This is a genomic window from Paraburkholderia sp. Clong3 (genome assembly GCF_050436485.1).
Lineage (GTDB): Bacteria > Pseudomonadota > Gammaproteobacteria > Burkholderiales > Burkholderiaceae > Paraburkholderia > Paraburkholderia tuberum.
Map to the genome: position 1 here is coordinate 2,228,132 of NZ_JBNDMH010000002.1, position 23,191 is coordinate 2,251,322.

Consider the following 23,191-nt stretch of genomic DNA (forward strand, 5'->3'; position numbering starts at 1 on the left):
GGTAGTGGGTTGTCGTCAAAACGTCAGAACGCGATGCCGAGCGTGATATACGGCCGCACCCGGTTATCGCGGATCCCGTAAGCGACATCGAGATTGACCGGGCCGACCGGGCTGCGCCAGCGCGCGCCGACGCCGGCGCCCGGATAGAAAACTTTTTCGCCCCAGGTGTCGGTCGCGGTGCCGATGTCGAAGAACACGGCCGCGCCCCAGTTGTGCGAGAACCAGTGCTGGTATTCGGCCGCGCTCGTCACCAGGTACTTGGTCGGCAGGATCGAACCGGCGACGTTGTTACCGATGCTCTGGAAGCCGTAGCCGCGCACCGAGTTCGAGCCGCCCGCGCGGAACAGCAGCGACGCCGGAATGCCCCTCGAGCTGCCGCTCGTGAATACGCCGCCGAGTTCGGCGCGGATCAGCACGATGTCGTCGACGCCGATCGGGAAATACTGCTGGCCGCGCGCGTAGCCGCGGATGAACGACTGGTCGGCGAGCAGACCTTTCACCGCGAAGCCCGCCTCGACGTGGATCAGGTTGCCGCGGCGCGGGAACAGCGGGTCGTCGGTGTCGCGCCGCGTCCACGACCACCCCGGCACCAGCGCGTGCGCGCGGGTCGGCGGCGCCGCGTTCTGGTCGAGCTGATCGTCGTAGAACAGCAGCGAATAGCTGTAGTCGAGGAACTGCGACGTGCGCGAGCGCTGCACGCCGCCGCGGATGCTGTAGATGCGCGTGTCGGAGACGTCGGTGGTCGTGTACGACGCGAGCACGCTATTGGTCCACCCGCGCTGGCCCGGCGGCATCGACAGCTGGATCTGCCCGTATTGCTGCGTGTTGTCGGCGCGGCCCTCGACGGTGAACGGCCACGCCGCGCCGAACGTGTTCAGATACGTGTAGCCGCCCTGCACGAGCGGGCCGTTGTCGGTCGAATAGCCGACGCCGCCGCGGAAGCTGTGATACGGAAACTCCGACACCTTCACGTGCACCGGCGTGTCGAGCGGCTTGGCGGGGTTGTTGTCGAGGTCGATCGCGACGCTCGCGAAGTACGGCGTGTTCTGCAGTTGCCGCTGCAGTTCGGCGACAGTGCGCGTGTCGTAGATGTCGCCCGGCGAGATCGGATTGACGTTGTGGACGATGCGCTCCGGATAGCGCTTCGTGCCCTGCACGTCGAGTTGGCCCATCGTGAAGGTCGGCCCGCTGTCGTAGATCACCGACAGCTTCGCCGTGTGCGTGCGCGGATCGATCAGCGCCTCCGAGTGGTAGATCTTCGCGGCGAGGTAGCGGCGCGATTGCAGCTCGTGCAGCGACGCGTTCTTCGCGTCGTCCCAGGCGCCCTGCGAGAACGGCTCGCCCTCGTGCAGCGAGAACGCGAAGCGCGTCGCGTTTTCGCGCGATGGGTCTTCGGTCAGCACCGCGCCGCGAAACGACAGATCGACCGACGTGACTTTGGTCTGCGGGCCCGGCTCCACGCGCACGGTGACCTGCCGCAGGTTGTCGACGGTGCGCACATCGGTGCTGACAAGCGGCGAGAAATAGCCCTGCGTCGCGGCGAGATCGCGCACCTGCTGCGGCGTCGCGGTGATCAGGAACGAGAACTGGTCGTCGGTGACGTCGGGCCGCTTCGCGAAACGCGAGATATCGAGGTTCTGTTCGAGCAGCCGGCGCAGCGCGCGCGGCTCGGCGGCCACCTCGACCTTGTAGCTCGGTGCCTTGCTCGCCGCGTGAGCCTTGCCCAAGGCGAGCAGCAACATCAGGAGGCCGAGGCCGATGGCGAGCGACACACGCAGCCAGCACCGCGCGAGCGCCTCGCGCTCACGCGCGCGCCCGCGCGCCTGGCCGGTCTCGCCGCGCAACGCACGCGGCATGTCGATCGTACCTCCCGCCAAACAGGACCTCCGGCCTCAATGAGTGAATTCTCGCGCCCCGGCCGCGCATGCGATCGAGGCATGCTATTTGACCACAACGCGACCCCGATCGGCCTCTCTCGTGCCCCTGGCGGAGCTCCGCGCTTCATCTCAAAAATGGGCGGCCCGCGGCGATTTTCGACCGCCCGCGACGCATGCGGTAAAATCGCGGACGACGGCGCCCTCCCCGCGGCACCGCGCAGCGGCCAGCCCGAGAGCCGCCACCCTACCCACCACGGACGTCGAGCCATGTATCAATCGGACATCACCCAGTTCCTGAACCAGCTCAAACAACAGAAGCCCAATCTGGAGGCCGAGCAACGCAAAGGCCGCGCACTGCTGTGGGACAAACAGCCGATCGATCTGGAAGAGCGCGCCGAGCAGAAAACTTCGCGCGTGCAGCAGACGCCTTACTCGTACTACCAGAACTTCTAAGCTCCCCAGTCACGCCGACGATGAGTCACGCTGACGAGGTGCATGGTCCGCTTCACGGCCCGATACACGGCCCTGTTCACGGCCCGGTTCACGGCCCAGCGCCGGCACCGTCCGACACCGCGCTTTCCACGCCCGCCACCGATTCGACGCCCGACACGGTCGACGGCGTCGCGTTCGCGCGTCTGTACGGCGAGCCGCTGTTCAAGCTGCCGAACGACCTGTACATCCCTCCGGACGCGCTCGAGGTATTCCTCGAGACCTTCGAGGGGCCGCTCGACCTGCTGCTGTACCTGATCCGCAAGCAGAACTTCAACGTGCTCGACATCCCGATGGCGGATGTCACCGTGCAATATCTCGGCTACGTCGAGCAACTGCGCAAGACCAATCTCGAACTCGCGTCCGAGTATCTGCTGATGGCCGCGATGCTGATCGAAATCAAGTCGCGCATGCTGCTGCCGGTCAAGAAGGCCGACACCGGCGAGGAAGCCGAAGACCCGCGCGCCGAACTGGTGCGGCGCCTGCTCGAATACGAGCAGATGAAGCTCGCCGCGCAACGCATCGACCAGTTGCCGCAGCTTGGGCGCGATTTCCTGCGCGCCGAGGTCTACATCGAGCAGAGTGTCGCCCCGCGCTTCCCGGACGTGAACAGCGACGACCTGCGCGCCGCGTGGGCCGACGTGATCAAGCGCGCGAAGCTGGTCCAGCATCACAAGATTTCGCGCGAGGAGTTGTCGGTGCGCGAACACATGAGCCTGATCCTGCGGCAGTTGCAGAATGCGCGCTTCATCGAGTTTTCCGATCTGTTCGACACGAGCCGCGGCGTGCCGGTCGTCATCGTGAATTTCATCGCCGTGCTCGAGCTGTGCCGTGAATCGCTCGTCGAAATCACCCAGGCGGAGCCGTTCGCGCCGATTTACGTGCGGCTGGCGTATCTGCCGGCCTGAGCGCTGAATGACGGCCGCTTGACGGCCGGACCGCGGCCGGACCGTGGAAATCTCGCTACGAACACCGTCGCAGCGAAGCTTGGCGGGCCTCAGCGGGGAGTGCGCGGCAAGCTCGTCGCGCGCCGCTCGGAAGTGCCGCCGCGTTTCGGTGCGTCCGCTGCCCAAATCCACTACAATCCGCGCTCCGAACCCGTCATTTGCCGGTGAGGCGATGACCCGCGCGATTCCGCCAGGTGTCGCGCCAACCGGATCGCGCGCCGCGCGAGCCTATCCCTGTCCGATCATGAAAGTCATCAGCTCGATCCATGAATTGCGCGACCAGTTGCGCGGCCAGAATCGCACGGCCTTCGTGCCGACGATGGGCAACCTGCACGAGGGCCACCTGTCGCTGATGCGCCTCGCGCGCCGGCACGGCGACCCGGTCGTGGCGAGCATCTTCGTCAACCGCCTGCAGTTCGGCCCGAACGAGGATTTCGACAAATATCCGCGCACGCTCGAAGCCGACATCGAGAAGCTGCAAAAGGAAGGGGTCTACGTGCTGTTCGCGCCGACCGAAAGGGACATGTATCCGGAGCCGCAGGAATACCGCGTGCATCCGCCGCACGATCTCGGCGACATCCTCGAGGGCGAATTCCGCCCCGGCTTCTTCCACGGTGTGTGCACGGTCGTGATGAAGCTGATGTCGTGCGTGCAGCCGCGCGTCGCGGTGTTCGGCAAGAAGGATTACCAGCAGCTGATGATCGTGCGCCGGATGTGCCACCAGTTCGCGCTGCCGACCGACATCGTCGCCGCCGAAACCGTGCGCGACACCGACGGCCTCGCGCTCAGCTCGCGCAACCGGTTCCTTTCGGCCGCCGAACGCGCCGAGGCGCCGATGCTGGCCGCCGAACTCAATCGGGTGCGCGACGCGGTGCTCGCGGGCGAGCGCGACTTCGCGAAACTCGAAGAGTCGGCCAAAGCGACGCTCGCGGCGCGCGGCTGGAATCCCGATTACATCGCGATCCGCAAGCGCTCGAACCTGATCGCGCCCGGCGCGCAGGACGCCAGCGCACCGCTCGTGGTGCTGGCCGCCGCGAAGCTCGGCGCGACCCGGCTCATCGACAACCTCGAAATCTGACGCCGCAACCGCCCGCGCGACCACAGTTACACTGCGCAGTCACACAGGATTGGATTGATCATGCAACGCAATATGCTGAAGTCGAAGATTCACCGCGTCGCGGTCACGCACTGCGAGCTCCACTACGAGGGCTCGTGCGCGATCGACGAAGATCTGCTCGAAGCGGCGAACATCGTCGAAAACGAGCGTATCGACATCTGGAACATCAACAACGGCGAGCGCTTCTCGACGTACGCGATCAAGGGCGAGCGCGGCAGCGGCATGATTTCGCTGAACGGCTCGGCCGCGCGTCGCGCGCAGCTCGGCGATCTGGTCATCATCGCGGCGTTCGCGGTGGTCGACGAGGCGGAGTTGAAGGCGGGCTGGAAGCCGGACCTCGTGTTCGTCGATGAAAACAACAAGATCAAGGGCAGCCGCGACCACGTGCCCACGCAGGCCTGGAGCTGAGCGAAGCTCAGCTTGACGCTTGACTGATGGCGGACAGCCCCCGCCTCAGCCCTTCTTCCCCGCGCCGTTCGTCCACTCGACGATCGGCTGCCACTGCTCCAGATCCTTCTCCACACGGCTTTTCGCGACGTCCCACAGCGTCAGGCCGTGCGCCGCGAGCTGCACGTAGTTCTGCGTGTCGCGCAGAAAACCGAGCACCGGCAGCTTCAATCCCTCGACGAAGCGATGCAGCTGCTCGGCCGAGCGCGTGCGCGCATCGACGCGCATGCCGACCACGCCGACCTCGATCGCGCCCTTCCTGACCGCCTTTTCCTTCGCCAGCCGCTCGAGAAATTCCTGGGTCGCGAGAATATCGAACAGCGACGGCTGCAACGGCACGATCACCTTGTCGGCGAGATCGAGCGCGATGTTCAGGCGATTGCCGTGCAGGCCGGCCGGCGTGTCGACGACCGCGTGCTCGAGGCCTTTCGGCGGCTTGGCCGGCGTGTCGGGATTGACCTCCCAGGTTTCGATGTTCGGCAGCGTGGCGGGCCGTAATTCGAGCCACGCATGCGCAGAGTGCTGCTTGTCGAGGTCGGCCAGCGCGACCCATTCGCCCGCTGCGGCGAAATAGCCGGCCAGATTGGTCGATAGCGTGCTCTTGCCCACGCCGCCCTTCGGATTCGCCACCACGATCACCGACATGAAATCTCCCGGAAAGAAGGCTGGACACCGCCAGCCGGTTTGCCGCGCTATTGCTCCGTCCCCGCCGATCCGCTGTGACCGGCGTCGGCGGGCTCCACGATCGCTGCCGTTCGAAGTTCGGTTTCCAGGGACGCCCGCCGGTCCAGCCGTTGATAATATCGACAAATTCAGCGCGGCCGAAGCCCCCGCATCGCGAATCGGCCGCTCCAACCCGCCGTTTTTTTCCACAAGGACCTGAATCTCATGAGCAAACTGCGCCCGGAATACACCGTCGAACGCCTGCTGGAGCGCCAGAAGGGCACGCTGCCGGACCTGCTGGGCCTGCGCGTGCTGACCTTGGAACAAGGCACGCTGGTCGCCGAACTGACCGTGCGCGAGGCGCTGCTCGCGCCGAACGGCTTCCTGCACGCGGCCACGGTGATCGGCCTCGCCGACACCGCGTGCGGCTACGCGTGCATCGCGCATCTGCCCGAAAACTCGCGCAACTTCACGACGATCGAGCTGAAGAGCAACTTCCTCGGCACCGCGACGCAGGGCACGATCCGCGCGGTCGCGAAGGGTGTGCACCTTGGGCGCAGCACGCAGGTCTGGGACGCGACGGTCACCGGTCCGGATGGTAAGACCATCGCACTGTTTCGTTGCACGCAGATGGTGTTGTACTGAGCGAACCGCCCGCGCAGCAATTGCGTTCAAGCCGATGAAGGAGGCCGGCGCAAAGCGTCACCCCAGCGCCGCGAACAGCCTGCGCATATCGACGTGCCCGGCCAGCGTATCGGCCAGCCGCTCCAGCGACGCCTCGCGCAACGCCGGATAGTCGAGCGCTTCGGCATCGCTCAAACCCGCCCATGCGAGCAGCGCCGCGCACGCGGCCGGCGTGTCGAACAGGCCATGCACGTAGGTCGCGAGAATCTGGCCATCGGCGGACATCGCGCCATCGGGACGGCCAAAGTCCGCGCCGCCCTCGTGCGGGCCAGCGTGGTCGAGTCGCAGCGCCGGCGTGTCCAATGCCGGCCCGCGCGTCTCGCCCATATGAATCTCGTAGCCGGCGACGTCCGGCGTGCCGGGCAGCGCGAGGCGCCCGGTCACATTCTTCAGCGTCTTGTCGCGCGTGAGCACCGTCGCATAGTCGAGCCAGCCGAAGCCCGCGAAGGTGCCGGGTGCGCCCTCGACGCCATGCGGATCGGCGATCTCGCGGCCCAGCATCTGCATGCCGCCGCAAATGCCGATCACGCGGCCGCCGTAGCGCAGATGCCGCGCGAGCACGTCGTCCCAGCCCTGTGCGCGCAGAAACGCGAGGTCGTCCGGCACGTTCTTCGAGCCCGGCAGGATGATCAGATCGGCGGCCGGCGGCGGCGTACCCGCGCGCACATAGTGAAAATCGACCTGCGGATGGGCGCGCAACGCATCGAAGTCGGTGTGATTGCTGATGTGCGGCAGCACCGGCACGACCACGCGCAGCAGACGGCGCGAATCAACGCTCGCCGCCGCGCGCAGCTCGGGCGGCAGCATGTCCTCGGCGTCGAGCGTCAGGCCATGCAGATACGGCACGACACCGAGCACCGGCTTGCCGGTCTTCGCTTCCAGCCAGTCGAGCCCGGGCTTCAGCAGACCGATGTCGCCGCGAAAGCGGTTGATGATGAAGCCGCGCACGCGCGCCTGCTCGCTGTCGGACAGACACGCGAGCGTGCCGGTCAGGTGCGCGAACACGCCACCGCGATCGATGTCGGCGACCAGCACGACCGGGCAGTCGACCGCCTCCGCGAAACCCATGTTCGCGATGTCGCGCTCGCGCAGATTGATCTCGGCCGGACTGCCCGCGCCTTCGACGAAAATCGTGTCGTACGACGCGCGCAGCCGCGCATACGACTCCAGCACCGCCTCGAACGCGACTGGCTTGTAGTCGTGATACGCGCGGGCGTCGAGGTTGATGCGCGCCTTGCCGTGGATGATCACCTGCGCGCCGCGATCGCTGGTCGGCTTCAGCAGCACCGGGTTCAGATCGGTGTGCGCGTCGATGCCCGCGGCGAGCGCCTGCAATGCCTGCGCGCGGCCGATCTCGCCGCCGTCGACGGTCACCGCGCTGTTCAACGCCATGTTCTGCGGCTTGAACGGCGCGACCCGCGCACCCGCGCGCCGCGCGAGGCGGCACAGTCCCGCAACCAGCGTGCTCTTGCCCGCGTCGGACGTGGTGCCCTGGATCATCAGCGTGCCGCGCGGCACGGGCAGGGTGTCGGGAGGAATGGTCATTCGGGTCACGGCGGTGCAGGTGGAAGATGGACAGTGGCGTTGCAATGCAATCGAGCGGCATTATCCCATCGCGCCGGTACAATCATAGGATGACTCCCCGCGACCTCACCTTCGTCCTCGGCGGCGCCCGCTCGGGCAAGAGCGCGCATGCCGAGCGGCTCGCCAGCGACAGCGCCTTCCCCGTCATCTACATCGCCACCGCCCGCGTTACCAACGACGCCGAATTCAACGCGCGCATTGCGCATCATCGCGAACGGCGGCCCGCGCATTGGGGGCTCGTCGAAGCGGACGACGACCTCGCCGGCGCGCTCGCGCAACACGACGCGCCGGGCCAGTGTCTGCTGATCGACTGCCTGACGCTGTGGCTCGCAAACCTGCTATGTCCCGCCGACGGCGCGGCGGCGCCGCTGTCGCACTACTACGAGCAGGCCGCCGCGTTCGAAGCGGCGCTCGCCGGCGCGCGCGGCAAGATCATCGTCGTCAGCAACGAGATCGGCCTCGGCGTCGTGCCGCTCGGCGAAGCCACGCGTCTTTACGTCGACGAACTCGGCCGCCTCAATCAGCGCATCGCCGCGTTGAGCAGCGCGGCCACGCTGATGGTCGCGGGACTGCCGCTCGCGCTGAAAAGCGCGAGCCGCGCGTGATGCCGCCGCTGACCATGCCGCTGGTCGCGACGCTCGCGGTCGCGGGCGTCGCCGTCGACCGCTGGTTCGGCGAGCCGAACCGCCGGCATCCGCTGATCGGGTTCGGCAACTGGGCGGCGCGTATCGAGGCGCGCTTCAATCACGACCGGCGTCTGCGGCTCAGGGGCCTGCTCGCATGGGCGCTCGCGGTTCTGCCGCCGGTGTTGATCGCGTGGTGGCTCGTCGCCGTGCTGCCGTTGTTCGCGGCCTGCGCGCTGCATGTCGCGCTGCTGTGGTTCGCGCTCGGCGCGCGCAGCCTGCGCGATCACATCGCGCCGATCGCGCGGGCGCTCGGCCAACGCGATCTGGCCACGGCACGTGAGTTGACCGCACGGATCGTCTCGCGCGACACCGCGCAGTCGGACGAGGCCGCGCTCGCGCGCGCCGCGGTCGAATCGGCGCTCGAAAACGGCAACGACGCGATCTTCGGCGCGCTGTTCTGGTTCGCGCTCGCGGGCGGGCCTGGCGCGCTCGGCTTTCGCCTCGCCAATACGCTCGACGCGATGTGGGGTTATCGCACGCCGCGCTATCTGCGCTTCGGCTGGGCCGCCGCGCGCATCGACGACGTGCTGAACTGGATTCCCGCGCGCCTGACTGCCACGAGCTACGCGCTGCTCGGCGACACGCTGACCGCCTGGCGCTGCTGGCGCGAGCAGGCGCCGCGCTGGGACAGCCCGAACGCGGGCCCGGTGATGGCCGCCGGCGCCGGCAGCCTGAACGTGCTGATCGGCGGGCCGGCCGTGTATCACGGCACGCTCGAGCATCGGCCGACGCTGGGCTTCGGGCGTCCCGCCGAGGCGCGTCATGTGGGCGCCGCGTTGATGCTGGTCGAACGCACGGTGATTCTCTGGCTGGCCGTGCTGATCGTGCTGGCGTTGTTGAGCGTGCCGTTTCATGGCTGAGCGGAACGACGCGCGTAGCGATCGGTATGAGCGCATGAGCGACTGGACGCAACCGCGGGAGCACGCCGCAAGCGGCCCGATCGCGCACGGCGGCAACCTGCACGAAGCGGCGGCGCGCTACGGCATTGCGTACGCGCAGTGGCTCGATCTGTCGACCGGCATCAATCCGCACGGCTATCCGGTGCCGCCGCTGCCCGCCGACGCGTGGCGCCGATTGCCCGACGAAGGCGACGGCTTCGCCGAGCGGGCCGCGCGCTACTACGGCGCGCCCGATGGCGCGCACGTGCTGCCCGTCGCCGGCAGCCAGGCGGCGATTCGCGCGCTGCCCGCGTTGCTCTCGCCCGCGACGGTCGGCATCGCGCCGCTGACCTACGGCGAGTACGCGCCCGCGTTCGCGCGCGCCGGACACGCGGTCGCGCCGCTCGACGTGCATCGCGACACGCTGCCCGCCGCGCTCACGCACGTCGCGATCGTCAACCCCGACAATCCGACCGCCACGCATATCGATGCCGCCAGGCTGCTGTACTGGCACGCGCAGTTGCGCGAACGCGGCGGCACGCTGCTCGTCGACGAAGCGTTCGCCGATACGCTGCCGGCCGCGCGGGTCGCGTCGCTGGCGGCGCATACGCATCGGGACGGGCTCGTCGTGTTGCGCTCGCCCGGCAAGTTCTTCGGGCTCGCGGGTGTGCGCGCCGGCTTCGTGCTGGGCGCGCCCGCATTGCTCGCCGCGTTGCGCGACAGGCTGGGGGCGTGGACCGTCAGCGGTCCCGCGCGTCATGCGGTGAGCGCCGCGTTCGACGATGCCGCGTGGCAAACGCGGATGCGTGAGCGGCTCATCGGCGACAGCGCGCGGCTTGCCGGGCTGTTGCATGCGCACGGTTTCGCGACACGGGGCACGCCGCTTTTCGCATGGACCGACGATGCGCGCGCCGCCGCGTTGCATGAAGCGCTCGCGCGGCGCGGCGTGTGGACGCGCCTGTTTCCGCCATCGCTTCGGGTGCCATCGGCCAGTGTGCGCTTCGGGCTGCCGGGCGACGAAGCCGAATGGACCCGCTTCGAGCAACAGTTGCAACAGGCGGTTGACTCGATCGATACCGCGCGGTCGAGTTAGCGCAGTGACCTTCGAACCCAAGCCGCTCAACGCTTCGTGATCCGCCCTCGTCCGATGATCCGCTTTGCTCGTTCCATCCGCTTTGCCCCGCCCGCGCATGGCTTCCTCCATTGGTTCGGCGCCGCAGCGCTCGCGCTGAGCGCACTGAGCGCACTGAGCGCGCACGCCGCGATCACCGTCACCGACGACAGCGGCGCGACCGTCACGCTCGCCGCGCCCGCGCGGCGCGTGATCAGCCTCGCCCCGCACGTGACCGAATTGCTGTACGCCGCGGGCGGCGGCCCGAAGATGGTCGGCGCCGTGTCGTACAGCGACTATCCGCCCGAAGCGAAGCAACTCCCGCGCGTCGGCGACAACAAGGCGCTCGACCTCGAACGCATCGTCGCGCTGAAACCGGACCTGATCGTCGTATGGCGGCATGGCAACGCGCAGCGCCAGCTCGAACGCTTGCGCGAGCTACACGTGCCGCTCTTTTTCAGCGAGCCGCGCCGTCTCGACGATATCGCCGTGTCGCTGACCAGGCTCGGCCGGCTGCTCGGCACATCGGCGCGCGCGGATGCGGCGGCGGCCGCCTTCCGCGACGACATCGCCCGTCTGCGCGCGCGGTATGCGAACCGCCCGGCCGTCAGCGTCTTTTATCAGGTATGGGACCGGCCGCTGATGACGCTCAACGGCGAGCACATGATCAGCGACGTGATCACGCTATGCGGCGGCCGCAATGTGTTCGCGGACCTGCAGCCGCTCGTGCCGACCGTGTCGATCGAAGCGGTGCTCGCGGCGAATCCGCAGGCGATCGTCACCGCCGCACCCGGCGCGACGCGGCCCGACACGATGCTGCCGCAACTCGACACATGGCGCGCATGGCCGGGCCTCGCGGCCGTCGCGAACAACAACCTGTTTGCGATCGACGGCGATCTGATCAATCGCCCCGCGCCGCGCATCGCGCAAGGCGCGCGGCAACTGTGCGAGGACCTCGAACTGGCGCGCTCGCGCAGCAAGCAGCCCACGCCATGACGGCGCCGCGTGTGGCGAGAAAAAAGGATCGGTTTTCCGGATGACCACGCGGGTCACGCATTCCATCGCACGAGCGACCACTGCAGCGTCTCGTCGTTACGTCGCAACCAGACGATCCCCGTCATATCCAGCGACCACTGCAGGCAATGCGCGAGCGGCACCTCCAGCACCCACGACGCGATCGCGCGCATCACGCCCGCGTGCGTGACCACGTATGCGGGCGACAGCTCGCGCGTCAGCGCGAACGCATCGAACCACGCTCGCACACGCGCGACGAATTGCGCGACGCTCTCGCCGCCGTGCGCGCGCGCATGTTCGAAATTGGCGGCCCAGTCGTCGAGCAGCGCGCGATCGATCGTATCCCAGCGCTGCGCTTCCCACTCGCCGAAATCCATTTCCTTCAAACGCTCGTCGTGGCTGACCACGCAGCCGAAGTCGTTCGCGATCTCGGTCGCTAGCGCGGCGCAGCGCGTAAGCGGACTCGTGATCAGCACACGCGGCGCCGGCACCTGCAAGCTCGCGAGCTTCACCGCCAACGCATTGGACGTGACCTCGGCGCTTTCCGCCAACGCGACATCACTATGGCCGTAACAAATCCCCGCCTCGAGCGCGACAGCGGGATGTCGAATCAGGACGATATCCATGCAAGCCCCACCAGGTAGATGCTCAATTCGAAGATCTGCTGCGCGAAGCCGAGGCAATCGCCGGTATAGCCGCCGACGCGTCTGACGAAATAACGGCCCATCGCAAAGCGCAGCGCGAACAGCACAGCACACGTGAGCGCGGCAAAACGCCAGTCGGGCATGCCGGGGCCGTTCGGCCACAGCAGCCAGGGCAGCCCGAACAGCGCGGCGCACAGCAGCGCCGGCCCGCTCAAACGCTGCGCGACCGGCTTGGCTTTGCCGGCCGCGCGCACATAGTCGAGCGTGGCCAGGTAACTGATCGCGCACGCGCGGCTCGCGCCATGCGCCGCAAGCATCAGGCTTGCGGCACGCAGCGGTGGCAACGCCGCGAGCGTTTGCCACTTGATCGCCAGGGCGATCACGAGCGCGATGGCACCAAAAGCACCGATGCGCGAGTCTTGCATGATGCGCAACGCATCGTCGCGCGTATAGGCGCCACCGAACGCATCGATGCAATCGGCGAGACCGTCCTCGTGAAATGCGCCCGTGACCACGAGCGACGCGGCCATCGACAGCAGCACCGCGACACTCGCCGGAAACACGCGCAGCGCGGCCAGATAGACGAGCGCGCTGAAGCCGCCGACCAACACGCCGACGAGCGGAAAATAGCGCGCCGCGGCGTTCAGATAATGCGGCTCGAAGCCGACCCAGCGCGGCACGGGCACGCGCGTGAAGTAACCGAGCGCCGTGAAGAAATAGCGCACTTCCGCGAGCGGGTTCATGAACGTGGCGAGTGCAGGTTCACGGCGCTGCGGGCCGAGCTTCGCGTTATCGCGAAGCGCGTGCTCACGCGCGTCACGGTTCGCGATCGGCGACGCCCGCCGAATCGAAGCTGGCCATCTCGTTGACGAAGGCCACCGCCGCGCGCAGCAACGGCACCGCGAGCGCGGCGCCCGTGCCTTCGCCGAGCCGCATGTCGAGCGACAGCAGCGGCTGCGCGCCGAAATGATCGAGCATGCGCCGATGCCCGGCCTCGTTCGACGCATGCGCGAACACGCAGTACTCGCGCACGTCGGGCGAGAACGCATCGGCGACCAGCAGCGCGGACGTCGCGATGAAGCCATCGACGAGGATGGTCATGCGCGCCTCGGCGGCCGCCAGATACGCGCCCGCCATCATCGCGATTTCGAAGCCGCCGAAGGTCGCGAGCACGTCGAGCGGCGCGCGTGCATCCGCATGGCGCGCGAGCGCCGCCGCGAGCACGTTGCGCTTCTTCGCGAGTCCGGCATTGTCGAGACCCGTGCCGCGGCCGACGCAGTCGTCGATCGGCACACCGCACAGGCGGCTCATCAGACACGCGGCCGCCGAGGTGTTCGCGATGCCCATCTCGCCGAAGCCGATCACGTTCGTGCCGAGCGCCGCGTGATGACGCACGCGCGCGGCGCCCGCCTGCATCGCGGCGAGCACTTCGGCGTGCGTCATCGCGGCTTCGTGTGCGAAGTTGCGCGTGCCGGGCCCGACCGGAATGTCGACGAGTCGGTCCGTGGACGGCAGCGGCGTCGCGATGCCCGCGTTGACCACTTCGAGTTCGAGACCCGCGACGCGACTGAGCGCGTTGATCGCCGCGCCGCCCGCGATGAAGTTCGCGACCATCTGCGCGGTCACCGCTTGCGGATAGGGGCTCACGCCTTCGGCGGCGATGCCGTGGTCGCCCGCGAAAACGATCATCGCGGGACGCTGCACGGTGGGACGCGTACTACGCTGGATCAGGCCCATCTGGCGCGCGAGGGTTTCGAGCCGGCCGAGGCTGCCGGGCGGTTTGGTGCGCGTATCGATGATCCGCTGCAGCTCGGCGCGCAGCGTCTGATCGAGCGGCGCGACTTCGGGCAAACCGGCTGGGTGTGGGATGCGAGTCATAGGTGTGATCGAAACAAGGGATAGGAACGAATATCAGCCTGACTGTGCGTCATGGCCGGCAGGCGATTCGTGACGCGCGCGCGGCGCGGGTATCAGCGCCTCGTGCTCGCCGTCGCGAATCAGAATCAGCGGATAGCCGAACGCGCGGCTCGTCAACGCGGGCGTCAGCACATCGCGCGCTGGGCCCGCATACGCGCCGCCCGCGCCGTCGAGCAGCAACGCGTGCGTCGCGAAGCGGCGCGCGAGGTTCAGGTCGTGGCACGAGAACAGCACACTACGGCGCGGTTCGCGCGTCCATGCGACGAGCGCTTCGAGACAGTCGACCTGATGATGCAGGTCGAGATGCGACAACGGTTCGTCGAGCAGCAACAGCGGCGCGTCCTGGCACAGCACCGCCGCGAGGGCAACGCGCTGACGCTCGCCGCCCGATAGCGACAGCACGTCGCGCGCCGCAAAGTCCGCAAGGCCGAGCCGTTCGAGCGCCGCCCGCGCGGCCGCGCGATCCTCGTCGCGCTCCCAGCCCCAGCCGCCCAGATGCGGGAAGCGGTTCAGCAGCACGATGTCGAGCACGCTTGCGTTGAACGCATCGGCCGCGCTTTGCGGCATCAGCGCGCGGCGCCGTGCGAGCGGCAGCGGCTGCCAGCCGGCCACGCGCACGCCATCGAGTTCGACATGGCCCGCCGCCGGATGCAACAGCCCCGCCAGCGTCGATAGCAAGGTGGTCTTGCCCGCGCCGTTCGGCCCGGCGATGCACCAGATTTCGCCCGCATGGAACGTGTGCGTGAACGCGTCGAGCAAGGTGCGCGCACCGGCGCGCAACGTCAGGCGCTGCGTGCTCAGCATCGAACAGGTGGGGCTGGGTTTGGCTCGTATCATCGGCGGCGTTTGAGCAGCATCCACAGGAACACCGGTACGCCGACCAGCGACGTGACCACGCCGACCGGCAATTGCGCGGGCGCGATCACGGTCCGCGCGATCAGATCCGCGCCCATCACCGCGACACCGCCGCCAAGCGCGGCCGCCGGCAGCAGCATGCGCTGATCGTTGCCGAACGCGAGCCGCAACATGTGCGGCACGACGAGACCGACGAAGCCGATCGTGCCCGCGGTCGTCACCGCCGCGGCCGCCGCCAGCGACGCGACCAGGTACACACGCAAACGCAGCGGCATCACGGCGACGCCCAACGCCTGCGCGGCCGCGTCGCCGCGCAGCAACACGTTCAGACGCGGCGCGGCCGGCACGATCGCAAGCAGCACGAGCGCGAGCGCCATCAGCGCGGTCCACGGCAGTGCGCCGCCGTTGAGGTCGCCGGTGAGCCAGAACAGCATGCCGCGCAGACGGCTGTCGGGCGCGAGATTGAGCAGCAGCGTGATCAGCGCGCCCCACCCGGCCGCGATCACCGCGCCGGTCAATAGCAAACGGGGCGACGTGTCCTGCGGCTCGCCGCGCCATAGCTCGCGACGCGCGAGGCCGAGCACCAGCAGGATCGACACGAACGCACCCGCGAACGCGCTCGCATCGACGAGCCACCATGCGCCGCCCGCGATCATCGCAACGAGCGCGAACGTCGCCGCGCCGCCCGACACGCCGAGCACGTATGGCTCGGCCAGCGGATTGCGCAGCAGCACCTGCAGCAGCGCGCCGGCGAGCGCGAGCAACGCGCCGCACGCGAAGCCCGCGAGCGCGCGCGGCAAACGCAACGTACGCACGATTTCGCCGGCGAGATCGTCGCTGCCCGTGCCGCCGAACGTGTGCGTCGGCACGAGTGCCGCAAGCACGCGCGACGGCGCGAGCGGCACGCTGCCGAGCACCAGCGACGCGCCGAGCACCGCGACGGCGGCGAGCGCGAGCCCGAGCCAGATCGCGGCCGCGCGTTTCGCGTTCATCGGGCGCGGCGTCGCCATCGCGGCGCGCAGCGAAGCGGACGCGCGACTCATCCGCATGCGCTCACGCATGCGGCAACCCGGCGCGCGCGTCACTGCTGCTGCCAGCCGAGCGTGAGATACGCACCGCGTCGCGGCGAGTTATACGAGTAGGCCGTTTCATAATCCTTGTTGAACAGATTGTCGATTTGCGCACTGACGTACCACGCTTTGGTGACGTTGTAGCGCGCCGACAGATTCACGATGCCATAACCGCCGAGGTTGCCGGTGCTATCGGTGCGCGGACCGCTGACGATCCACTCGCCGCCCACCCGCCATCCACCGATGCTGCGGTTCACCGCGAACGCCCCGAACCGACGCGCGCGCCGCACGAGGTCGGTACCGTTGTCGAGATCGACCGGGTTCTGCAGCGTCACCGTTGCGCGCACGTCGGTCTTGCCGACATGACCGCTCCACGATCCCTCGAGTCCCTGCACCTTCGCATGGCCGACGTTCTCCGCGAGGTAGATGCCGGGGATCGTCTGCACGTAGTCGATCAGATTCGTATAGCGCGTCTGGAATGCGTTCAGACGCATCACGCCGAGCGCATCGGTCGCGTACTGCAAACCGGCTTCGACCGAATGACTGCGCTCGGGCTGGATCGACGGGTTGCCGCTGATCGGATAGTACAGATCGTCGAAGCTCGGCGCGCGGAACGCATCCGAATAGCTTGCGGTTACCTTCCAGCGCGACGTGATGTCGAATCCGTAGCCGAGATAGTAACTGTTCGCTCCACCGAAATCGGAGTACTGGTCGCGTCGCACGTTGGCCTGAATCTGGTTGCGGCCGAAGCGCGCGCTGTAGCCCGCGAAGACCGAATCGACGTGACGGTCGGGCGCGGCGAACGTGTCGGAGTCGAGCGTCTGGTCGAGATGCTCGTAGCCGAGTTGCAGCTTCTGGTTCGCGGCGAGCGCGAAATCGTTCTGCCACGTGTACTGGCGATTGTCGGTATCGAAGCGGCCGTTGTAGATGCCATTGGTGGTCGACACGCTGCGGTCGTCGCCCTCGGCGAGCGTGACGTGGGTGGTCCACCAGTCGGTCAGCTTGCCGTTCGCGAATACCGACACCTGACGCACCTTGCTATAGAGATTGTTCAGATCGGTGGGCTCGCCGTACGCATTGTCGTAGCTGTTGTCGTTGTTCGACTGGAAGTAGCTGACGCCCGCGTCCCACCTGTCGGTGAACTTGTGACGCAGCGACGCGCTGATGCTCTCGTTCAGATTGCCGTTTGCGTTCGGATTCGCGTTCGGCGCCTCGAGCGGATTGAGCGACGAAAAGCCGTCGTCCTTCGTGCGCGCGAGCGAGATGTTGAAGGTCGTGCGCCCGTCCTGATCGAGCGCGCCGTTCACGCCGGCCGTTTGCGTCTGCGTGCGATAGCTGCCGTAGCCGAGCGAAAAATTGAAACGCGGCGGATGATCGCCGCCGTCTTTCGTGAACACCTGCACGACGCCGCCGATCGCGCCCGAGCCATACAACGCCGACACGTTGCCGTTCACCACTTCGACGTGATCGACCTGATCGAGCGGAATCTGTGCGAGTTGAGCTGAGCCGAGACTCACCGAATCGACGCGCACGCCGTCGATCAGCAGCAGCGATTGCGTCGACGATGCGCCGCGCAGAAAGAGGCTCGTGGTCGAACCGGGGCCACCCGTGCGCGAGATTTGCGCGCCTGGCGCGAGTTGCAGCAGGCCGGGCAGATCGGTCGCGGTCGTGTCGGCGATGTCCTGCTGATCGAACCGCGTGGTCTGCGGGATCGCATCGCGCAACGCTTGCGGTCCGCGTTGCGCGGTCACGACGATCGGCGACAGCAGGTTGCCCGGCGCATCGGTGGAAGTGAGATTGGCCGCGTCGGCAACGTTTGCGGCGCTCGCAGCGGTTGCATCCGTCGCGGACGATGAAGACGCCGGCTCGGCGCTTTGCGCATGCACGACGAGCGGCAGGCTCGCGAACGCGAGCAGCGTTGCGCGGGCGATGGGGGACAGCATGGGATGACATTCCTGTGGATAGCGTGCGCGGCCTGCTTCCCCGCAGGCCGACGCGTCACGAGGCGCCCCCTTGTTTAGCGTTTTCGCGGGGGGACGTCCCTCTTTTCTGGCCGGTATCCGGGCTACGACACATCGATCCCGCCTTCCCACGCGTGACGCGCAGTGGCACACTCGCACGTTGAACTTCCAACCTTGCGACCAGGACCGACCTGCATGAGCACATCACATGCGGTCGCTTACCGTTGCGGGGGCAGCGCAGGTTCGCGCATCCGGTTTTGGCACCGCGCGCGCCCTGCTTCCCGTTTAACTGCGCGCGCCGAAAAGCGCGCGCGGGCACCAGAGTGCGGGAAGTTTAGGAGCGGCGTCGCGGGGCGTCAAGAAAGGTCGACCGGAGCGCAATCGGTTCTGTTGAATGCAGGTTATTGTCGGATGGATTGCCGGTTTTTATCTTATGGTCGACGACGCGACACCCAACGAACGTGCACGAAGCGATGCTGTTACGTCTCGAAACGAGACAATTGTCGGAACCTGTAATATTCCGCGCTAAAATGCGATGTCTTTAGAGGACGCAGCACATGCTCACCGAACTCGAATCACTCTCCCAGAACATCGGCAAGCTGATTGCGATCAGCCAGCGCCACAACGAAGCGCGGCTCGCGCTCGAAGAGCAACTCGCGCAAACGCGTGCCGAAGTGCAAGCCACGCATGCGGAACTCGCGCAATTGCGCGAAGAGCGCGACGCACTGCAGGCGGAACGCGACGCGCTGTCCGCCAAGATCGACGACGCTCAGGTGCGCCTGAATGCGATTCTCGAAAAATTGCCGCGCGCACGCGCGAGCAGCGAACCGGATAACCAGCTCGATCTGCTCGAGTCCGCCCGGCCCGAACACGAGGAAGCGGAAAGCGACGTGAGCCGACACGGAGAAAGCGCATGACCACCAAGCAGATCGAAGTATCGATTCTCGAAGTACCCTATCGTCTCGCCTGCTCGCCGGAAACGGAAGGCGCGCTGCTCGAGGCGGTCGCACGCGTCGACGCCGAGATGCAGAAAATCCGCAGCGGCAGCAGCGTGCGCGGCACCGATCGCATCGCGGTGATGGCTGCGCTGTCGCTGGCATCGGAACTGCTTAAGCTGCAAAGCAGCGTGCGACACGGAGAAGCATTTCCCGCTGAAGAAATCCGGCGTACAATGCAGCAAATGAACGAACAGCTAGGTACTGTGATCGAGCAGTACAGCTTGCAGTAAGCAGTAGTGGGCCGGTTTCGAACCGGTCACGTGTTGAACGGTTTGGGTTGTAGCTTCATCGGTTTAGCTTCCCTGCCTGGTTCGCCAAGGTCATACATTCCTTGAACCAATGCCATGTGCACGGTTGCGGAAATTTGTAGCACGGGTGTGCGCGTCACTCAGTCTGATGTACCCGAAGTGTTGCTAACTGCGACCAATTCTGAACCCTCGGTTCAGGATGCCGGCCTAGCGGCTAAGGCGGGGATCTTATCTGGAACGGCATCGGACTTCGGTTCGATGCCGTTTTTCTTTGGTCGTCGTTTTTTCGTTTGAGCGCCTTTTTCAGGGGCTTTTCCGTACGCGCCTGCTGTTGGAGCGCTTCGTTCAATCTCACACGCTCACTCCGATTCATGCGCTACTGGCTGATGAAGTCCGAACCGGACGAAGCAAGCATCGACGACCTCGCCAACGCACCTCATCGCACCTTGCCGTGGACCGGCGTACGCAACTATCAGGCGCGCAACTTCATGCGCGACGTGATGCAGGTCGGCGACGGCGTGCTCTTCTATCATTCGAGCTGTCCGGAGCCCGGCATCGCGGGCATCGCGGAGGTCTCGTCGACCGCGTATCCGGACCCTACGCAGTTCGATAAAAAGAGTCCGTACTACGACGCGAAATCGTCGCCGGAAACGCCGCGCTGGATGCTCGTCGAGGTCGTGTTCAAGAAGAAAATAGCGCTGATTCCGCTTGCCGCGCTGCGCGAGCATGCCGAATTGCAGGACATGCGCGTGCTCGCCAAAGGCAACCGCCTGTCGATCACGCCGGTGACCGAAGCCGAATGGCGCTTCATCACTAAACAGCTGGTTTAAGGGCGAACGCGCGACGCGGCACCTGTCGTGATCGCATCCAGGTCATCGTTTCCGATGCGGCGGCGAAGCACTAATTGGGGAACCAAGCGTCGGTAAAACGCGCCTAATCGGTCGACGAAAGCGTGAGCTCGAACCGGCCGCTCGACGGCAAGCCGATGCATTCGCCAGCGCATCCGTCAAACCGCGCGCCACACCCGGCGCTCGCGTCGAACGTGCACAACCTGTTCAAACAAGGATTCCAGTCATGACGACAAAAACCGCACGGTCCCTCGCACTTGCGCTCGCCTTGGGCGCGCCTGTGGCACTCGCACTGAACCCTGCGCCCGCTCGAGCGCAGACCATGATGCCGCAGCCTTCGGGCGTGCTGTCGCTGAATGCGCAGGCGAGCGCGGAAGTCCCGCAGGACGAAGTCGAAATCACGCTGTTTTACGAGCAGGAAGCGAGCGAGCCGTCGTCGCTGACGTCGACGCTGAACGAACGCGCCGACGCGGCATTGCAGAAAGCGCGCGGCGTCAGCGGCGTGACCGCGCGCTCGGGCGCTTTCTCGATCTTCCCGTCGACGGACCGCGACGGACGCATCTCGACGTGGCGCGGCCGCACGGAAGTCGTGCTCGAATCACGCGACTTCGCCGCGGCATCGAAGCTCGCCGGACAGATGGCATCGATCATGCAGGTTGGCAACGTGCGTTTCTCGCTGTCGCCGCAAGCGCAGCGCGCGGCCGAACAGCGGCTCAGCGGCGAGGCGATCAAATCGTTTCGCGAGCAGGCCGCGGCGTCCTCGCAGGCGTTCGGCTTTAGCGGCTATTCGATCCGCGAGGTCAACGTCAATCACAGCGGCGTGATGCCGCGTCCGATGATGATGATGAGCGCACGCGCGATGGGCGCCGACGCGAAGAGCGCGCCGCTGTCGCTCGAAGGCGGCACGTCGACGGTGACGGTCAATGTGTCGGGGTCGGTGCAGATGAAGTGACGCGCAAGCGCAAGCCCAAACAGAAAACGCCACGGCATCCATCGATGCCGTGGCGTTTTTTCATGCAACACTCGCTACGCTAGCCGAGCGCCGCTCAGTTCGCGCCAACCGCCTGCGCCTGCTCGCGACGCCCACGGCGATACGCCCACACCATCAAGCCGATGCCTGCGAGAATCATGGGCAGCGACAGCCATTGACCCATCGACAGCCCCATCGCGAGCAGGCCGAGGAAATCGTCCGGCTCGCGCGCGAATTCGACCGTGAAGCGCGCCAGGCCGTAGCCGATCAGGAACATCGCGGAAATCGCGCCGAGCGGCTTCGGTTTGCGCGAGAAAAAGATCAGCACGAAGAACAGCGCCACGCCTTCGAGCGCGATCTCGTACAGCTCCGACGGATGTCGCGGCAGCATGTGATATTGCGCGAACACTTCGTTCAGATGCCATTGCGCGGCCAGTTGCGGATGCGCGGCGAGCCATGTGGCGTCGTCAGGCGCGGCGCCGGGAAACAGCATCGCCCACGGCGCGGACGGATCGGTCACGCGGCCCCACAGCTCGCCGTTGATGAAGTTGCCGAGGCGCCCCGCCGCGAGGCCCGTGGGCACCATCGGCGCGACGAAGTCGGTGACTTGCAGCCACGAGCGCTTGCGCTGATAAGCGAACAGCATCATCGCGATCGTCACGCCGAGAAAGCCGCCGTGAAACGACATGCCGCCTTCCCAGACCTTGAAGATGTCGAGCGGATGCGCGAAATAAAAGCTCGCCTTGTAGAACAGCACATAGCCGAGCCGGCCGCCGAGGATCGTACCTAGCACGCCGTAGAACAGCATGTCGTCGATATCCTTCGCGGTCCAGCCTTGCGCGGCGACGTACGGCAGCCGCAGCCGCAGCCGGGCGACGACGATCGCCGCGACGAACGCGACGAGGTACATCAAGCCATACCAGCGCACGGCGAGCGGCCCCAGATGGATGGCGACAGGGTCGAAATTGGGGTGAATGAGCATCGTGTAGTTATGGGCAGTTCAGGTTCGAAAGCAGTTTTTACAGGGAATCAGAAGCGGGATCTAGACACGCGACGCGACGCTCGCCACATGCGCGCGCACGATGTCGATGAAGCCCGCCAGCACCGGGCTGACCTCGTCGCTGCGCCAGACGAGGCCCGTCTCGATCGCGGGCACCGACTCGGACAGCGGCCGGTACACGACGCCCGTGCGCCGCAGGTTACGCAACGATTGCGGCACCAGCGCGACGCCCATGCCGGCCGACACGAGACTCACGATGGTCTGCATCTGGATCGCCTCCTGGCCGATCCGTGGCGCGAGGCCCGCAACGCCGTAGCAATCCATAATGATGTCATAAAAGCCTGGCGCGAGACGCCTTGGGAAGATCACGAGCGGCGCGTCGGCGACATCGCGCAGGCTGACGGGCATGTCGAGCCATTCGGCGGCGGGGTCTTCGGCGGCGCTGCCCTTGCCGTTTGCGTTCACGCTGCCCCGCAAGCCTTGCGCCATCTCCGTCGACATCGCGATCACGAGCGGCTCGCGCGCGATCGGCAGCCACGACAGCTGCGCCGCATGCCGCGACGGCAGCGGCGCGATCACCAGACCCGCGTCGATACGCCCGGCCACCAGTTCCTCGACCTGCACGTCGCTAGTCGCCTCGGTCAGTTCGAGCCGCACGCGCGGATGCCGCGCGCCGAAATCGCGCAGCAGCAGCGGCAGCAGGCCGTAATCCGCAGTCGACACGAACGCGAGCGACAGCACGCCCGCCTCGCCGCGCGCGAGGCTCTGCGCGAGCGGCCTGAGCCCTTCCGCGGCCGCGAGCAGCCGCTGCACCTCCGGCAACAGATCGGCGCCGACCGCCGTCAACTCGACCGAGCGCTTGGTGCGCGCGAACAGCTCGACGCCGAGCGTCTCCTCGAGCGCGCGGATCGCCTGCGACAGCGGCGGCTGCGTCATCGACAGACGCGCGGCCGCGCGCCCGAAGTGCTTTTCCTCGGCGACGGTGACGAAATAGCGCAACTGACGCAGGTCGGGGATCGTCGGCAGCATGATTAATATATTTTACGACCTGAACAACCGCGAATAATACACACGACGCGTGTCACGCAAAACCGCCGGTTTGCACGGTCTGGCGGAACTACACTGAACGGATGCGCGCGCGGACGCCGCCGCGCGCTTTCATCAGAACAGCCAGACTGGAGCT

At 66.8% G+C, this 23,191-nt stretch carries 24 protein-coding genes, 1 other RNA gene and 1 riboswitch; of the genes, 14 read left to right on the forward strand and 11 right to left on the reverse strand.

Annotated features, from left to right (window positions below; all coding sequences use genetic code 11):
* Positions 1-23 precede the first annotated feature (23 nt).
* The gene (locus OKW30_RS14440; protein ID WP_429346963.1) at positions 24-1,877 is read right to left on the reverse strand and encodes an autotransporter assembly complex protein TamA; all 1,854 of its coding nucleotides are present in this window, start codon (positions 1,875-1,877) and stop codon (positions 24-26) included.
* A gap of 267 nt (positions 1,878-2,144) precedes the next feature.
* Here OKW30_RS14440 and OKW30_RS14445 point away from each other — a divergent pair, with 267 nt between their 5' ends.
* The 4 genes from OKW30_RS14445 (at position 2,145) to panD (ending at position 4,838) form a co-directional block, all read left to right on the forward strand.
* Positions 2,145-2,330, forward strand: a complete 186-nt coding sequence (locus tag OKW30_RS14445; protein ID WP_184007962.1) for a DUF3460 family protein — start codon at positions 2,145-2,147, stop codon at positions 2,328-2,330.
* 20 nt (positions 2,331-2,350) lie between these two features.
* Complete coding sequence (locus tag OKW30_RS14450) at positions 2,351-3,274, forward strand: segregation and condensation protein A (RefSeq protein WP_429294671.1); 924 nt, start codon at positions 2,351-2,353, stop codon at positions 3,272-3,274.
* 283 nt (positions 3,275-3,557) lie between these two features.
* Positions 3,558-4,391 carry a pantoate--beta-alanine ligase gene (gene panC, locus OKW30_RS14455; RefSeq protein WP_429347755.1) on the forward strand — a complete coding sequence of 278 codons (834 nt, stop codon included), beginning with the start codon at positions 3,558-3,560 and terminating at the stop codon, positions 4,389-4,391.
* A gap of 60 nt (positions 4,392-4,451) precedes the next feature.
* Complete coding sequence (gene panD, locus OKW30_RS14460; RefSeq protein WP_018431692.1) at positions 4,452-4,838, forward strand: aspartate 1-decarboxylase; 387 nt, start codon at positions 4,452-4,454, stop codon at positions 4,836-4,838.
* 45 nt (positions 4,839-4,883) lie between these two features.
* Here the strand turns inward: panD and OKW30_RS14465 are convergent, their stop codons facing one another.
* Entirely contained in the window at positions 4,884-5,522 is a 639-nt protein-coding gene (locus OKW30_RS14465) for a ParA family protein (RefSeq protein WP_184059634.1), read from the reverse strand.
* A gap of 243 nt (positions 5,523-5,765) precedes the next feature.
* On the opposite strand from OKW30_RS14465, the gene OKW30_RS14470 reads away from it, so the two are divergent.
* Positions 5,766-6,185, forward strand: coding sequence for a PaaI family thioesterase (locus OKW30_RS14470; RefSeq protein WP_184065344.1), 420 nt, complete (start codon positions 5,766-5,768; stop codon positions 6,183-6,185).
* A 57-nt stretch (positions 6,186-6,242) separates the two neighbouring features.
* On the opposite strand, the gene OKW30_RS14475 is transcribed toward OKW30_RS14470, so the two are convergent.
* Complete coding sequence (locus tag OKW30_RS14475; RefSeq protein WP_187628573.1) at positions 6,243-7,769, reverse strand: cobyric acid synthase; 1,527 nt, start codon at positions 7,767-7,769, stop codon at positions 6,243-6,245.
* An 89-nt stretch (positions 7,770-7,858) separates the two neighbouring features.
* On the opposite strand from OKW30_RS14475, the gene cobU reads away from it, so the two are divergent.
* From cobU to OKW30_RS14495, 4 genes are read left to right on the forward strand one after another with little or no spacing between them, the layout of a single operon-like run.
* Complete coding sequence (cobU, locus tag OKW30_RS14480; RefSeq protein WP_429346964.1) at positions 7,859-8,413, forward strand: bifunctional adenosylcobinamide kinase/adenosylcobinamide-phosphate guanylyltransferase; 555 nt, start codon at positions 7,859-7,861, stop codon at positions 8,411-8,413.
* Positions 8,413-9,354 carry an adenosylcobinamide-phosphate synthase CbiB gene (gene cbiB, locus OKW30_RS14485; RefSeq protein WP_184065335.1) on the forward strand — a complete coding sequence of 314 codons (942 nt, stop codon included), beginning with the start codon at positions 8,413-8,415 and terminating at the stop codon, positions 9,352-9,354. The genes cobU and cbiB overlap by 1 nt, the downstream gene beginning before the upstream one ends.
* 34 nt (positions 9,355-9,388) lie before the next feature.
* Positions 9,389-10,465, forward strand: a complete 1,077-nt coding sequence (gene cobD / locus OKW30_RS14490; RefSeq protein WP_429346965.1) for a threonine-phosphate decarboxylase CobD — start codon at positions 9,389-9,391, stop codon at positions 10,463-10,465.
* 54 nt (positions 10,466-10,519) lie between these two features.
* Positions 10,520-11,479: a cobalamin-binding protein gene (locus tag OKW30_RS14495; RefSeq protein ID WP_429346966.1), complete on the forward strand. Its 960-nt coding sequence runs from the start codon at positions 10,520-10,522 to the stop codon at positions 11,477-11,479.
* A 53-nt stretch (positions 11,480-11,532) separates the two neighbouring features.
* On the opposite strand, the gene cobC is transcribed toward OKW30_RS14495, so the two are convergent.
* The 6 genes from cobC to OKW30_RS14525 all read right to left on the reverse strand — a co-directional run bounded on the left by cobC (position 11,533) and on the right by OKW30_RS14525 (position 17,926).
* Positions 11,533-12,123: an alpha-ribazole phosphatase gene (cobC, locus tag OKW30_RS14500; RefSeq protein WP_184021063.1), complete on the reverse strand. Its 591-nt coding sequence runs from the start codon at positions 12,121-12,123 to the stop codon at positions 11,533-11,535.
* Positions 12,108-12,884, reverse strand: coding sequence for an adenosylcobinamide-GDP ribazoletransferase (locus OKW30_RS14505; protein WP_429346967.1), 777 nt, complete (start codon positions 12,882-12,884; stop codon positions 12,108-12,110). The genes cobC and OKW30_RS14505 overlap by 16 nt, the downstream gene beginning before the upstream one ends.
* A gap of 73 nt (positions 12,885-12,957) precedes the next feature.
* Entirely contained in the window at positions 12,958-14,019 is a 1,062-nt protein-coding gene (cobT, locus tag OKW30_RS14510; RefSeq protein WP_429346968.1) for a nicotinate-nucleotide--dimethylbenzimidazole phosphoribosyltransferase, read from the reverse strand.
* A gap of 33 nt (positions 14,020-14,052) precedes the next feature.
* On the reverse strand, positions 14,053-14,895 hold the full coding sequence (locus OKW30_RS14515) for an ABC transporter ATP-binding protein (protein ID WP_429347756.1): 843 nt from the start codon (positions 14,893-14,895) through the stop codon (positions 14,053-14,055).
* Positions 14,892-15,956, reverse strand: a complete 1,065-nt coding sequence (locus OKW30_RS14520) for a FecCD family ABC transporter permease (protein ID WP_429346969.1) — start codon at positions 15,954-15,956, stop codon at positions 14,892-14,894. The genes OKW30_RS14515 and OKW30_RS14520 overlap by 4 nt, the downstream gene beginning before the upstream one ends.
* Before the next feature lie 38 nt (positions 15,957-15,994).
* Entirely contained in the window at positions 15,995-17,926 is a 1,932-nt protein-coding gene (locus tag OKW30_RS14525) for a TonB-dependent receptor domain-containing protein (RefSeq protein ID WP_429346970.1), read from the reverse strand.
* Between the two features lie 91 nt (positions 17,927-18,017).
* A riboswitch (cobalamin riboswitch) is annotated at positions 18,018-18,282 on the reverse strand.
* Between the two features lie 219 nt (positions 18,283-18,501).
* On the opposite strand from OKW30_RS14525, the gene OKW30_RS14530 reads away from it, so the two are divergent.
* The 5 genes from OKW30_RS14530 (at position 18,502) to OKW30_RS14550 (ending at position 20,990) form a co-directional block, all read left to right on the forward strand.
* A complete protein-coding gene (locus OKW30_RS14530; protein ID WP_187628564.1) occupies positions 18,502-18,861 on the forward strand; it encodes an ATPase in 360 nt (119 codons plus the stop codon).
* Positions 18,858-19,172 (forward strand): cell division protein ZapA, encoded by a 315-nt coding sequence (locus tag OKW30_RS14535; RefSeq protein ID WP_429346971.1) that lies wholly within the window; start codon positions 18,858-18,860, stop codon positions 19,170-19,172. Before OKW30_RS14530 ends, OKW30_RS14535 begins: the two co-directional genes overlap by 4 nt.
* A gap of 66 nt (positions 19,173-19,238) precedes the next feature.
* Positions 19,239-19,420, forward strand: a non-coding RNA gene (ssrS, locus tag OKW30_RS14540) — 6S RNA.
* Between the two features lie 141 nt (positions 19,421-19,561).
* Entirely contained in the window at positions 19,562-20,020 is a 459-nt protein-coding gene (locus OKW30_RS14545) for an EVE domain-containing protein (protein ID WP_429346972.1), read from the forward strand.
* 244 nt (positions 20,021-20,264) lie between these two features.
* The gene (locus OKW30_RS14550) at positions 20,265-20,990 is read left to right on the forward strand and encodes an SIMPL domain-containing protein (protein WP_429346973.1); all 726 of its coding nucleotides are present in this window, start codon (positions 20,265-20,267) and stop codon (positions 20,988-20,990) included.
* A gap of 94 nt (positions 20,991-21,084) precedes the next feature.
* Here the strand turns inward: OKW30_RS14550 and lgt are convergent, their stop codons facing one another.
* A complete protein-coding gene (gene lgt / locus OKW30_RS14555) occupies positions 21,085-21,990 on the reverse strand; it encodes a prolipoprotein diacylglyceryl transferase (RefSeq protein ID WP_184065302.1) in 906 nt (301 codons plus the stop codon).
* Positions 21,991-22,050: 60 nt separating this feature from the next.
* Entirely contained in the window at positions 22,051-23,037 is a 987-nt protein-coding gene (locus OKW30_RS14560) for a LysR family transcriptional regulator (RefSeq protein ID WP_429346974.1), read from the reverse strand.
* Between the last annotated feature and the right edge of the window lie 154 nt (positions 23,038-23,191).

What these genes read in the sequence shown, in the direction of transcription:
- OKW30_RS14470 (WP_184065344.1), top strand. Translation starts at nt 5,766, where the DNA reads ATGAGCAAACTGCGCCCGGAATACACCGTCGAACGCCTGCTGGAGCGC.
- OKW30_RS14475 (WP_187628573.1), bottom strand. Translation starts at nt 7,769, where the DNA reads ATGACCATTCCTCCCGACACCCTGCCCGTGCCGCGCGGCACGCTGATG.
- OKW30_RS14530 (WP_187628564.1), top strand. Translation starts at nt 18,502, where the DNA reads ATGCTCACCGAACTCGAATCACTCTCCCAGAACATCGGCAAGCTGATT.
- OKW30_RS14550 (WP_429346973.1), top strand. Translation starts at nt 20,265, where the DNA reads ATGACGACAAAAACCGCACGGTCCCTCGCACTTGCGCTCGCCTTGGGC.
- OKW30_RS14465 (WP_184059634.1), bottom strand. Translation starts at nt 5,522, where the DNA reads ATGTCGGTGATCGTGGTGGCGAATCCGAAGGGCGGCGTGGGCAAGAGC.
- panD (WP_018431692.1), top strand. Translation starts at nt 4,452, where the DNA reads ATGCAACGCAATATGCTGAAGTCGAAGATTCACCGCGTCGCGGTCACG.
- OKW30_RS14535 (WP_429346971.1), top strand. Translation starts at nt 18,858, where the DNA reads ATGACCACCAAGCAGATCGAAGTATCGATTCTCGAAGTACCCTATCGT.
- OKW30_RS14505 (WP_429346967.1), bottom strand. Translation starts at nt 12,884, where the DNA reads ATGAACCCGCTCGCGGAAGTGCGCTATTTCTTCACGGCGCTCGGTTAC.
- OKW30_RS14450 (WP_429294671.1), top strand. Translation starts at nt 2,351, where the DNA reads ATGAGTCACGCTGACGAGGTGCATGGTCCGCTTCACGGCCCGATACAC.
- OKW30_RS14560 (WP_429346974.1), bottom strand. Translation starts at nt 23,037, where the DNA reads ATGCTGCCGACGATCCCCGACCTGCGTCAGTTGCGCTATTTCGTCACC.
- OKW30_RS14445 (WP_184007962.1), top strand. Translation starts at nt 2,145, where the DNA reads ATGTATCAATCGGACATCACCCAGTTCCTGAACCAGCTCAAACAACAG.
- cobC (WP_184021063.1), bottom strand. Translation starts at nt 12,123, where the DNA reads ATGGATATCGTCCTGATTCGACATCCCGCTGTCGCGCTCGAGGCGGGG.
- OKW30_RS14515 (WP_429347756.1), bottom strand. Translation starts at nt 14,895, where the DNA reads ATGATACGAGCCAAACCCAGCCCCACCTGTTCGATGCTGAGCACGCAG.
- cobU (WP_429346964.1), top strand. Translation starts at nt 7,859, where the DNA reads ATGACTCCCCGCGACCTCACCTTCGTCCTCGGCGGCGCCCGCTCGGGC.
- cobT (WP_429346968.1), bottom strand. Translation starts at nt 14,019, where the DNA reads ATGACTCGCATCCCACACCCAGCCGGTTTGCCCGAAGTCGCGCCGCTC.
- panC (WP_429347755.1), top strand. Translation starts at nt 3,558, where the DNA reads ATGAAAGTCATCAGCTCGATCCATGAATTGCGCGACCAGTTGCGCGGC.
- OKW30_RS14520 (WP_429346969.1), bottom strand. Translation starts at nt 15,956, where the DNA reads ATGAGTCGCGCGTCCGCTTCGCTGCGCGCCGCGATGGCGACGCCGCGC.
- OKW30_RS14495 (WP_429346966.1), top strand. Translation starts at nt 10,520, where the DNA reads ATGATCCGCTTTGCTCGTTCCATCCGCTTTGCCCCGCCCGCGCATGGC.
- lgt (WP_184065302.1), bottom strand. Translation starts at nt 21,990, where the DNA reads ATGCTCATTCACCCCAATTTCGACCCTGTCGCCATCCATCTGGGGCCG.
- cobD (WP_429346965.1), top strand. Translation starts at nt 9,389, where the DNA reads ATGAGCGACTGGACGCAACCGCGGGAGCACGCCGCAAGCGGCCCGATC.
- OKW30_RS14525 (WP_429346970.1), bottom strand. Translation starts at nt 17,926, where the DNA reads ATGCTGTCCCCCATCGCCCGCGCAACGCTGCTCGCGTTCGCGAGCCTG.
- OKW30_RS14545 (WP_429346972.1), top strand. Translation starts at nt 19,562, where the DNA reads ATGCGCTACTGGCTGATGAAGTCCGAACCGGACGAAGCAAGCATCGAC.
- cbiB (WP_184065335.1), top strand. Translation starts at nt 8,413, where the DNA reads ATGCCGCCGCTGACCATGCCGCTGGTCGCGACGCTCGCGGTCGCGGGC.